Consider the following 11,294-nt stretch of genomic DNA (forward strand, 5'->3'; position numbering starts at 1 on the left):
TTTTCTTCTAAACCTTACTTCTCATCTAAGAATTTAAATGTATCTTTAAATTCATTATCTGTTACTTTAATATCCGCTTCTTTCAATAGATCATTGATTACTTGTTGTTTCCATTTACCTGTCGTATCTTGTAGTCTTTGTTGTTCTAAATCTTTTCGAATCGTATCTTTCACTTCATCAAATGGTTTCAATTCTTTTTTATCCGTCACCTTTATTATATGATAACCATATGATGTTTTTATTGGCTCACTTACTTGTCCTGCATCTAATTTATATGCAGCTTCCTCAAATTCTTTCACAGTTTGACCAGGGGCAAAACCAGCTATTTCTCCGCCCTGTTCCTTTGAACCAGTATCTTCTGAATATTGTTTCGCTAGAGCAGTAAAATCTTCACCATTATTTATTTTCTCTTTTACTTCTTTCGCAGTTTTTTCATCTTTCACTAAAATGTGACTTACCTTCATTTCTGGTTTATGGCTATCTTTCACATCTTTATCTGTGACAGTCGCTTTAATCGCTTTTTCAAGTGCAATTTCTGGCTTCATTCTCTCTTTTAATTCATCTTCATTTTTTAATCCTACTTGCTCTAAAGCCACTTTAAACTTGTCACCCATTTGTTCCTTCGCTGCGTCTACTTGTTTTTTAGCTTCTTCATCTGAAACTTCATATTTATCTAGCAATGCCTTATTTAACATCATTTGAGATAAAGTACTTTTTCCATATGTTTGCCTTAATTCTTTACTTAACTCTTTCTCTGTCACGTTTCCTACTTTTGATGTTGCAACATTTTCTGAGGAACCACACGCAGACAATGTTAGTGCCACACATGTAATAATAGTTCCCATAAATAGCTTTTTCTTTTTCAATTCAAATACCTCACTTTGATAAATGTATATTAGGAACTATACAGTGGTATTGTGAAATTAATGTGTTTTCCACAAGTATTTCTCTTCATGCCAGAGACAAGCTTTATTAAATACAAAAGCCGGCATAAAGCCGACTTTTTAACATCATTTAATCTGCACATGTTCTTCTTTGATCCATTTGTTCCCACCTATATCTATATATCCATCTTGACGATTCCAAATACGATAAGGGACCTTCCCATCAACCGCACCTGTATCATTCCCGTTTGGTCCATCGTACGTTCTAATTTCATATCCAGGTGTGTATTTTGAATATGCATAAAACCATTGTACATTAAAATGTTCTAACTTAGCCCACTGTTGTTCACCGCCTAAACAAATCATATCTTTTTCGCCACCTCCCCAATAACCTTTAAAGATTAAATATGGGATTTTTTTCGTAAGTCTTCCTGTAAACTGTGGATTCGCAGGATTTTCATATAAATTAATACCGTATCCATCATTATATTTTGAAACTGCAATACCAATTCCATTTGGTTGCTTACTATCTCCAATACTAGATTGATTTGTTTGATTTGAACCAATAAACCAAGAAAGATTTTTATTCCCAATTAATTGATTTAAATCACATTTTCCAATACCAGGAACATTTCCTGAATCAGTATATTGCCAAATATCACAAGGATATGCTGGTTTATTCCCTCCGTAACGAGGAATCCAAATAAAATCAGCATCAATATTGCGAGCTCCAAATGATACATACGTGTGATGTCCTACATATAAACCAATTTTTTTTGCACCTAATCGGCGTAATTCATCAATAAATGCTTGAGTCCCGCCTTGCATATCTACCATTGTTTGAACTTCTACATCTGCCACCCAAAATTTGGCGTTTTTATCGCCACGATTCCAAAAATCTTGCGCTTCTTTTTTTGCATCTGAAATAGATATAAAACGGCAAAATGCATAATTCCCAAATGGAATGCTACGTTTCTTCATTTCTTCCACATAACCTTGATACATAAAATCGACCGTATTTGAACCATCTTGAACTCTAGCAATAACTAAATCTAGCTGAGACGCTGCAATATCCCAATTAATATTTCCATTCCATTTCGAAATATCTACAATATAACCCATTACTAATCAACTCCTTTTTATTATCTTATTCAAAGCTTGTATTATTGCTAGACCCATATGCCTAATAGCAAGCTTCTATAAGACAAGTAAATATATTTTCATCATTTTTTAAAACTAAATAATTTCTTTTTATCCGTAATAAACAAGTTCTTCTTTTTTGCATTTGTAAACGATAGACTTGCGTTTATTTCATACTAAATATTGGGATAAAACTATAAATACTGTGCATACTATATATAAGCAATTTTTGCTTATACTCATGAATGACCTCCAAGATTTTTCAATCTCCCTGTAAAAAGGCAGCTAACTAATAAAAGCTGCCTTTTATTAGTTCCTTTATGTACAAGAAAAAGACATTTTCGATTCAGGAAAATGTCTTTTCACATTTTAATAATACAATTTTGGTGTTATATCCTTATTTTCTATATTCCCTTCAATAACAAATCGTACATCATCATTGCTTGTAACGCAGCTTGTAGAGAATAAAATAGGGATATCGCACACAACGTCGTTCATTACATCATGAAATACATTGGCAGCAACACCTGTAAACGTTTGGCAAAGATTTGAGATATCATCGTTAAAAAATTGAATAACTTTCGCAGCAAAAACTGGAAAAATAACATTCGCTCCACCTGGTAGCTGTGGCTGTACAACAACTTGTTGAAAATAAGGATTGTTTTCTAGCGCTACTTGAAATAAATGTGCAATTTCAAATGCATCTAGTGGACATGGAAGCGGATTTACAATCACACTTTCTTCGTTACTAACAACAACTGTTACACTTACATTTCCAAATTGTACGAAAGGTTTAAGAAGCGTAGCTAATGCTATCGCTTTTTCATCACTCATAGCTTGTACTAAAATAATAAAGTTCCCACCAACTGGAATAAGCGGACCCACTGTTACAGTCGGATCAGCGCCTATAGAATTTTTAAGCTCATTAAAATACGTAATCCACGGTGGTAAAAGCTCAACTTGTACATTTTCTTCCATTCTTTCATTCTACCTTCTTATACAATTATCTTTACCATAATATGTAATTGTCTTCAAATTGCATAAGGCATTTATATTATTTTCTTACGTTCACTATTTATAATAATAAATCAATTTAAGAAAAGTATGCTATGTTTCTTTCCTAACTTCAAGTATTATGCTGGAATGAGATTCCGTGTACCAATACGGCATCTATAATAAGCAACTACACTAAATTTACATATTATATTTATATGTCTTCATAATCAAAAGAAGATTAACACATAAACCTTCTATAATAAGGAGCTGATTTCGTGAAAAAAAAACCTATCGTATTCAAAGTTCCCCCAAACTCAAAATTAAAAGTTACATTCTTCGGTCCTTGCGAAGAAGTAATTACAAACGTATCTTTCATTAATCAACTACTCACCCCAAACTGCCATACCATATCTCAATATCCTGACTTTAAGAAATACGTAACTGAAGTACGATCATTGTCAAATTGTTAATCGTATAATTTCGTACTTTTTTATAATGAATACTACGTCAAAAAAGAAATAGATGGAGCCGAATCTTTCAAAAGATTCAGCTCTTATTTTCATTTCACATAAACATAGCTTCATTAGAAAACTAAAATAACTCATTAATTGCTTATTTGTTGATATTTTGTTGATTTTTTACACGTTTTAATGAGATGAGCATATATTATCGTATGGTGATCATCCACTCATAAAACCTATCTTTCTTTTGAGCATACTTTTATGTATGCTCTTTTTTTATTCTTCGCTTAATAGCTTATTTTATTAAAATCCCCGTTTATTTATGTATATCGACATCCAATATTTCTAAAGATAATTTTCTAATTATACATTTACCACAATGCTATAAATATAAGTTTAATAATTTATCTGTAGCTATATTTTCAATATCACTTAAATCAATAAAATATTGAAGTTGCCACAGTTGACTCTTCTTAGCTTGATTACTAACAGGCTTATCCCAAATAGGGTAAACCCTCATAGCCATTTTCCCTTTTTGATTTTGAGTTTTTAATATTTTTTCTTTTAGAAGAATCTCTTTTGGAAAAATAAATTGTCCTAGTTTACTTTCCGCTATACAAGTGATAACTAAAAGGTTAGGAGCCGAATCATAAGAAAATGCCTGGTTGCTCATGGAGGCATTCTTCTCCCAAAAAGAAACAAATTGTCCAATCTTATTAGGCGTAATTTTTGATACCCTAAATCGTATGCTTCTATTATTTAGCTGAAATACCCACCCTGCATATTCTGAATTTTGCTTTTCTTCTTTTCGTCTAGTAATTAATAGATTATTAGGCTTGTAAATCATTTCATCTAGTTTTTCAATTATATTACTAAAATTTGTCATGTAAACGCACCTTTTTTATTTTTCAGTATACCAAGAACATTCGTTCTTGCATATCAAACTTAAACAAATGATGGCTTTGAATAGTCTTTCAAAGATTATTTGATCTACTCCATCCATAACTTCAAATTTACTTTTATAGTATTTATTACATTACCCTTCCAATTTATTGTATTTTTCATTATTATATTAATATATCAACAAAAAACGAGGTACATATTACATGAATCCATCCAAAATTGACTTCGGCTCCATAGAGCAACCTTTCTTCCTATTAGTTTTATATCTTATCGCAATTCTTTTAACACTCGGCATTACATTTAGTATATGTCATTCCCTTTTACTAAATTTAAATGCACCGAGATGGATAGCAAAACTGTTAGCTATCGTATTAACTCTAGGTGTTGCTTATCAAGTATTTACGAACTTATTTTAATATATTACCATCTAAACAACTTTAACTAAAAGGCCCTACCATAAGGTAGAGCCTTACAAAAAAAGATAGTCCATAAATAGTTATAACTTCTCTTTTATTTTATTGGAGATGGGAATCTTGCAGCCTCAAAATGAGAACCATCTTCAGTACTACTAATAACCCCATCTATACTACTTTGTGCAAAAATCTCGACAATATCACCTGCATGTAATTGAAGTATTGTTGAAACACTTACGACATTACCGAAATTTATTGGACCAAAAAAGTCGTTATCTATAGCAATTGCCGCATTTCCATTCACTCGAACTTCTACACGCGCTCTATAATTTAAATTTGTATCGTTCGGAAAGAAACCAATCGTTCCAATTACGGAATAAACGCCTCTAGTCTTCGGAGTAAACTCTGATGTTGCCGGGTTATATTCATTCGCTAAATCAAATTGTTCATTTTGAAATAATACTTTAACAAAAGTATTGGCTGGAAGGTTTTGATCAACTGTATTTACAGCTCTAAAAGCGGATGCTCTTACAAGGTTATTCTCCTTATAATCGCAAGAACAGTCATCACTTCTTTTACCGCACTTATTATAATGATCACTTCTTTTTTTACAGCAATCATGATTTTTCTTTTTGTAACTCTCACAATTCTTACAATAGTAATAACAAGACATATATAGCGCTCCTTTCTACTCTATTACTGCATACTATGCAAGCTAGATTTGAAAAGTTTAGACTAATTGTTGCTATTACAAAAAATAAGAATGCTCCTCCATAAGGCAGAGCGATTAGAAAGTATAGCTTTTAAAAACAAAGCACTCATATAATATTACGGTTATATCAGTAATATAAATTATCTAGTTTCATCAACTCGGATTTTCAGAAAAAAACTCCTCCGTTCGATTTTATTATTATTAAATAGATTATATTGTTCAGTGAAATATGTAATATTTCATATTTTATTATTTTAATATCCTTTTATTACCGGTAAGGTGATAACAATCGCTTAAATCCCCTTTAAAATCAACAATATCCCCTATACCAAATATTTTTCTACTCTCTAGTATTATTTTTAAACATTATATTCAAATATTATTATTGTAAATTATTGACCTGTACAAACGTAAAATTTTTGTGTATTCTATGGACAAGGAGTAAGGTAAGAGTTACTCTTTGCCATTTTAGGAAAGGCCCTGTTGGAGACAACAGGGCCTTTTTTCATGAACTAAATCGGTAAGATCCCCTTACCAGTAAGCTTTCTTTACCTAAACATCATGCATTTCTTTTTGCATACACCGCTACTCTTCTTCGACTGTTTCGTTTACAATCATCAGACACTATTTAACAGTACATAGTTCATTTATCCAGCGCTTTCAAAACAGCTTGTACACCGTTAAAATACTTCATGCACTACAAATAAATTATCCGTTCTTGTACAGGGTGAGTATAAATTTTGGAATGTCCTGATATTAAATTACTTACAAGGTTTCATACCACTTATACTTTTGGAGACGGGAATCTTGCAGCTTCAAAATGCGTACTATCTTCTACATTACTAATAACTCCAGCTACGCTACTTTGTGCAAAAATCTCGACTAAATCCCCTGCACTCAATTGAATTATGGATGAAACAGCTACAACATTAGCAAAGTTTATTGGACCAAAAAAATCATTATCTATTTCATAGACACCATTTATCAAACACTCCATGTTTCTTCACCCCTTGAATATTTTTTAAATAAAAATACATACTATTTTCAAGCCGTCGTATCCACGGCTAGTACTTCTTTCTTTTGTTACAGTAGTAAGCAGGCAGGTTCTTCACCTATCTGCTTTCTCTGTATATTTTTTTAGATATCGAAAATACTACCTACAAGCTGTTTGAACTAGCAGCTTCACTCTTCTTGTAATGGGAAAGCAATTTATCACAATTAGCTAACTCATTCAACTCACAGGCAGACAACCAAAATTGTTGTCTGCTTTTTGTATGGAATTTTTCATTTTGCATATACTACTTTTGAGCCTGTTTACCAACGCAAGCCATTTTGGTGTTTTGAATTCCGACTAAGCTTTTATGTTGCACAGATTATTACATCTTTGACAACACTGGTTAAAAGCGCGTTTTCTGGTTATTCGTAGTTCTAGTCCAGAATAATTTTCCTCCTATAAAGGACAGCAGGTACGACTGCTCGTCCTTTTTTATTGCCCCAAATACTTTTGTAACAATTCCAACGCTTCATTAATGCTCCCATTTAAATCATCAAGTTCAGCATCTTCTGGACAATCCTGCAAAATCACTACCGCTCGACTTATAACATCTTGTAACTTTTCGATATCGATAGAAGTTGTAATAATTCCCTCTTGTTCTTGCGGATCAGCTTTGCCGTAGCCATTGTGCATGGACATCAGGTTTTCTAGCATCTAGCTCACCTCCTTAAAAAATGCAGGATTTTCCTTTCCATTATCGAATTAGTAATGTTTGAAAAGGGGGTGTAATATGGCAGAAATTAAAGTAGGACTTACACAATTTCTAGACTTCACACTGAAAAGTAGTGCAGCTAAAACAAACTTTGTAAAAAATCTAAAATCTCAACCGGAATACCAACCAGCTTTTGATTACTGGAAACAATTACGAGACACTGTTATTAAATTTCATCAAAACGAACTACCTTTTGAATGTTTCGAAACATTAGTGCAAACGGTTGATCAGAAGAAAAAGCAAAACTACATTGATGTCATAAAACAGTACAAAAAATTTATTAAAAACAAAGACGTCTCTTGGTTCGATCCAGGTAAATCACATTGGATATCAGATGATTTAATCGTCCGCTCATCACCTGAACTCGGCTTGCTCATTAATGATGAGCCGCATCTTATCAAGCTGTTTTTCAAAGGAAAAAAAGAGCGAATTGATAAATACAACATCAACTCAACGCTGACATTATTAAACGAATCAACATTTTCAAATGAACATAACGATGTGAATTATACGGTTCTTAACATCCAAAAGAACAGAATGTATACGAATAACTCTATTAATAATGATCATTTAATAGCGCTTGAATCAGAAGCTAACCAGCTTTGTTATATATGGAATAAGATGTAAAGGGTACTATTCATCTCTTTCAATACCTTTTTCATGCATAATTTGGGCACAATTTTCACAGATCCTATCAGTTTCGTTTAATTGAAGCTCACCTTCTTGTTCCTCACAAACAATGCAGGGTGGGCGTTTTTTCGAAAATAGTTTCTTTAACCATTTCCGCATCCTAACTCACCTCCTCCGAAAGAGTGATATAATGAGCTCTTTCCACTAAATCAGCGTTAACACCCTGGCTTTTTAACCGATGAAGAAGTTCTTCGTTTTTTAGAACATGCAAAAGAAAGCCGTTATTATATCGCTTATCTTCTTGCTATTACATGTGGAATGCGTAAAGGTGAAATCTTAGGTTTACAATGGAAAGACATTGATTTTGAGAGACGAACGTTATCTGTTAACCGTTCCCTCTCTCACATTACAAAGGGATTCCATGAACTAAAAACCTCTTCAGGAAAGAGATTGCTGATTTTGCCTGACATTACTTTAATAGCACTAAATGACCATCTGCAAAAAATCTCTGAGGAAAAAGAGCGATATGGTGAAGACTATAATGACTACAATTGGGTCTGCCGTTTCAGAAGTTTGACACAGCTCTGGAAAAAGCTTATAAAGAAAAGTGAGGTTCCTGATATTCGGTTCCATGATCTAAGGCATACCCATGCAACATTAATGTTGAAACAAGGTATACATCCGAAGATTGTGAGTGAGCAATTAGGACATAACAGAGTAGGTATCACACTGGACACCTATTCACATGATGTACCAGGACTTCAGGAAACTGCGGTAGATCAATTTGCAAACGAATTATTCGGAAAGAAAAAACTCTTGTTAGAAGTTTTCGTTTCTGGGCAAAAACACCGCCTAAATAACCCCAAATATTATAAGTGAAAAAGGAGCAACAAAACATGAGAGAAATCAAGTCTGACAAGGAATTCAAAGACATCATCGCAAGCGAGGAGCCAGTAGTTGTTAAGTTCTTTACTACATGGTGCCCAGATTGTGTACGTATGGACAATTTTATCGGAGATGTAATGGAAGAGTTTAATAAGTTTGAATGGTATTCTATTAATAAAGATGAGTTCCCAAGTATTGCTGAAGAGTATCAAGTAATGGGCATTCCAAGCCTACTTGTATATCAAAATGGCGAAAAGCTAGGTCACTTACATAGTGCAAATGCAAAAACTGAAGAGCAAGTTACTGAGTTTTTAGAAGCGTACTAAGAAACGAAAACCCTCTGAAAAAATATTTTTCAGAGGGTTTTAATCTTTTTTCACAATTATCTTTCGTAGTTGTTTCGTCATTTCTTTAGAAGTGTAATATACGGTTTCCTCATGACCAATGTACATAATTACACTCCTATCCCCTTCATCTCCAAGGTAAAGATGTATACCGTTTGTATCACCACTTTCATATGTAATTAATACATCGTATTGTGGTTTTTCGCCGCTTCGCTTTTGTTTTTTCGTGTTATTAAATAGATTATTAATCCCTTTGATTATTTGTTTGTCTTCTATACACATAAAATAATTTTCATTTAATCCACCGTATCCTTTAAAAGTGGATATTGATATTTTAGAAATATTTTGTTTCTTCACGTTTTTATCATTTGATGAATTACATCCAGTCATTATAAGAAAAATACATAGTAAGAAAAGTATGCGTTTCTTCATCCTCCTACCCTCCTATCTCTTACATTGTAAATGAATCCCAATTTCATTCATACCCTTACTTTGTACTTTTCAACATATTTTTCCTTAACGAAACTTTGTTATCCCCTTCTTAAAAAGCTATAAAACGTCAACAATGTTTGTATAGACCCACACGAGTTTCGTTTGATACTCTATGTATAGAAAGAAATTCCTTGTAGAAAGGCGAGTGATTAAAATGGATTCTCTTTCTCATAAAGAAGCTGATAAAGGTGCTATTGTCAGCATTATAGCTTACATATTTTTATCCTCTATGAAAATCATCATCAGTTATATTACCCTCTCTAGCGCATTACGTGCTGATGGTTTGAATAACTTAACGGATATTGGTGCTTCTTTAGCAATATTAATCGGCCTAAAAATTTCTCGTAAGCCTCGTGACCCAGATCATCCATATGGGCATTCGCGTGCAGAACAAATCGCATCACTTGTTGCTTCCTTTATTATGGCAACGGTCGGATTAGAAGTTGTGATTAGTGCAATTCAATCGTTTTTAAATCCGAAACAAGCAGCGCCTAATGTACTCGCTGCATGGGTTGCTTTATTTTCTGCCGTCGTAATGTATTTCGTATATAAATATACGAAAAAGATTGCGATTCAAACAAAGAGTAAGTCGTTAGAAGCCGCTGCAAAAGATAATTTATCAGATGCTCTCGTAAGTATTGGTACAGTAATAGGTATTGTCGGATCACAGTTCAAAATGCCTATTTTAGACCCTATTGCCGCTTTAATTGTCGGTCTTATTATTTGTAAGACTGCGTGGGAAATTTTCGTAGAAGCTTCTCATATGTTAACGGATGGAATTGATCCTGAAAAAATGGATGAATACGCTGATGCCATCGGGCATATTTTCGGTGTAGAACATATTGTAGATATTCGTGCTCGTATGTATGGGAATCAAACGTATGTAGATATTACAATTGAAGTAGATGCTCGAATGGATGTTAGCGAAAGCCATTGTATTACTGACAATATTGAAGATATGCTTCGAAAGAAATTCGGAATTTACCATGCTCATATTCATGTGGAGCCCATGCAAAAAGAACCTATTATGACATAGGTTCTTTTTTAATGAACGCCTTATGAAATATAACACATAAAACGAGCCAGCTACCGCCCGCTGCCCATCCGGCTAATATGTCAGATGGATAGTGCACGCCAAGATAAATTCGGCTAACTGAAATAGATAATACAACGAAGCTTGCTATAAAAATAATCAGCAACTTTTTATGCAATGAAATACGATCTTCTGTAATGGTGACATATGCAATAAATCCTAAAAAAGCAGTAGCATTCATCGTATGACCGCTCGGAAAGCTATATCCAGTTGCTGTAACAAGCTGCGTCACATCAGGTCGTGCTCGTTCATACCATAGTTTGAGCATACTGTTCAAATAACGTGATCCGTAATAATTAATTGTTAGAAGTAATGCACTTAATATTTTTTTTCTAAGAAGAAAATACATTACAAGTATAATGAGTAACGGGAAATATATTCTTTTTGAACCGATAAAGGACACCCAAGTAAAATAGGTTGTCAAATAATCGTTTCGGAAACTTTGAATAAAGTGTGCGACTACATTATCAAATTTTTCAATACAAGCGGTATGATACGAAAGTGATAGTGCGACAAAACAAATGAGTAGTGTACAACTTAACAAGTATAAATGTCGGTATCGTTTCACATACATA

At 33.3% G+C, this 11,294-nt stretch carries 15 protein-coding genes and 1 pseudogene; 6 read left to right on the plus strand and 10 right to left on the minus strand.

What is annotated here, in order from left to right:
• Positions 1-14 precede the first annotated feature (14 nt).
• From FT637_RS16015 to FT637_RS16025, 3 genes are all read right to left on the minus strand, one after another.
• The gene (locus FT637_RS16015) at positions 15-866 is read right to left on the minus strand and encodes a peptidylprolyl isomerase PrsA (RefSeq protein ID WP_193647133.1); all 852 of its coding nucleotides are present in this window, start codon (positions 864-866) and stop codon (positions 15-17) included.
• 144 nt (positions 867-1,010) lie between these two features.
• Positions 1,011-2,006: a glycoside hydrolase family 25 protein gene (locus FT637_RS16020; RefSeq protein WP_193647134.1), complete on the minus strand. Its 996-nt coding sequence runs from the start codon at positions 2,004-2,006 to the stop codon at positions 1,011-1,013.
• 387 nt (positions 2,007-2,393) lie between these two features.
• Positions 2,394-3,002: a hypothetical protein gene (locus tag FT637_RS16025; protein ID WP_193647135.1), complete on the minus strand. Its 609-nt coding sequence runs from the start codon at positions 3,000-3,002 to the stop codon at positions 2,394-2,396.
• Positions 3,003-3,295: 293 nt separating this feature from the next.
• Between FT637_RS16025 and FT637_RS16030 the strand changes: the two genes are divergently transcribed.
• The gene (locus tag FT637_RS16030; RefSeq protein ID WP_193647136.1) at positions 3,296-3,490 is read left to right on the plus strand and encodes a hypothetical protein; all 195 of its coding nucleotides are present in this window, start codon (positions 3,296-3,298) and stop codon (positions 3,488-3,490) included.
• Between the two features lie 373 nt (positions 3,491-3,863).
• Here FT637_RS16030 and FT637_RS16035 read toward each other — a convergent pair whose 3' ends face one another.
• Positions 3,864-4,367: a MepB family protein gene (locus tag FT637_RS16035; protein ID WP_193647137.1), complete on the minus strand. Its 504-nt coding sequence runs from the start codon at positions 4,365-4,367 to the stop codon at positions 3,864-3,866.
• A gap of 220 nt (positions 4,368-4,587) precedes the next feature.
• Here FT637_RS16035 and FT637_RS16040 point away from each other — a divergent pair, with 220 nt between their 5' ends.
• Complete coding sequence (locus FT637_RS16040) at positions 4,588-4,800, plus strand: hypothetical protein (protein ID WP_193647138.1); 213 nt, start codon at positions 4,588-4,590, stop codon at positions 4,798-4,800.
• Positions 4,801-4,894: 94 nt separating this feature from the next.
• Here FT637_RS16040 and FT637_RS16045 read toward each other — a convergent pair whose 3' ends face one another.
• The 3 genes and pseudogenes from FT637_RS16045 to FT637_RS16055 all read right to left on the minus strand — a co-directional run bounded on the left by FT637_RS16045 (position 4,895) and on the right by FT637_RS16055 (position 7,217).
• Positions 4,895-5,470, minus strand: coding sequence for a C1q-like domain-containing protein (locus FT637_RS16045; RefSeq protein WP_193647139.1), 576 nt, complete (start codon positions 5,468-5,470; stop codon positions 4,895-4,897).
• A gap of 823 nt (positions 5,471-6,293) precedes the next feature.
• Positions 6,294-6,479: pseudogene (locus FT637_RS16050) on the minus strand (hypothetical protein); the annotation flags it as partial.
• Between the two features lie 516 nt (positions 6,480-6,995).
• Positions 6,996-7,217: a hypothetical protein gene (locus FT637_RS16055; protein ID WP_193647140.1), complete on the minus strand. Its 222-nt coding sequence runs from the start codon at positions 7,215-7,217 to the stop codon at positions 6,996-6,998.
• Positions 7,218-7,293: 76 nt separating this feature from the next.
• On the opposite strand from FT637_RS16055, the gene FT637_RS16060 reads away from it, so the two are divergent.
• Entirely contained in the window at positions 7,294-7,902 is a 609-nt protein-coding gene (locus FT637_RS16060) for a hypothetical protein (protein WP_002012636.1), read from the plus strand.
• Between the two features lie 6 nt (positions 7,903-7,908).
• Here FT637_RS16060 and FT637_RS16065 read toward each other — a convergent pair whose 3' ends face one another.
• A complete protein-coding gene (locus tag FT637_RS16065) occupies positions 7,909-8,064 on the minus strand; it encodes a hypothetical protein (RefSeq protein WP_193647141.1) in 156 nt (51 codons plus the stop codon).
• A gap of 129 nt (positions 8,065-8,193) precedes the next feature.
• On the opposite strand from FT637_RS16065, the gene FT637_RS16070 reads away from it, so the two are divergent.
• Positions 8,194-8,784 (plus strand): site-specific integrase, encoded by a 591-nt coding sequence (locus FT637_RS16070; RefSeq protein WP_319805952.1) that lies wholly within the window; start codon positions 8,194-8,196, stop codon positions 8,782-8,784.
• A 17-nt stretch (positions 8,785-8,801) separates the two neighbouring features.
• Complete coding sequence (locus tag FT637_RS16075; protein WP_001206934.1) at positions 8,802-9,116, plus strand: thioredoxin family protein; 315 nt, start codon at positions 8,802-8,804, stop codon at positions 9,114-9,116.
• A 39-nt stretch (positions 9,117-9,155) separates the two neighbouring features.
• On the opposite strand, the gene FT637_RS16080 is transcribed toward FT637_RS16075, so the two are convergent.
• Complete coding sequence (locus FT637_RS16080; RefSeq protein WP_193647143.1) at positions 9,156-9,566, minus strand: hypothetical protein; 411 nt, start codon at positions 9,564-9,566, stop codon at positions 9,156-9,158.
• A gap of 214 nt (positions 9,567-9,780) precedes the next feature.
• Between FT637_RS16080 and FT637_RS16085 the strand changes: the two genes are divergently transcribed.
• Positions 9,781-10,662 carry a cation diffusion facilitator family transporter gene (locus tag FT637_RS16085; RefSeq protein ID WP_193647265.1) on the plus strand — a complete coding sequence of 294 codons (882 nt, stop codon included), beginning with the start codon at positions 9,781-9,783 and terminating at the stop codon, positions 10,660-10,662.
• On the opposite strand, the gene FT637_RS16090 is transcribed toward FT637_RS16085, so the two are convergent.
• Positions 10,652-11,287, minus strand: a complete 636-nt coding sequence (locus FT637_RS16090) for a phosphatase PAP2 family protein (protein ID WP_002148169.1) — start codon at positions 11,285-11,287, stop codon at positions 10,652-10,654. The genes FT637_RS16085 and FT637_RS16090 overlap by 11 nt on opposite strands.
• Positions 11,288-11,294: the final 7 nt, after the last annotated feature.

The organism is Bacillus cereus (assembly GCF_015071065.1).
In the GTDB taxonomy this organism is placed as follows: Bacteria; Bacillota; Bacilli; order Bacillales; family Bacillaceae_G; genus Bacillus_A; species Bacillus_A cereus_BA.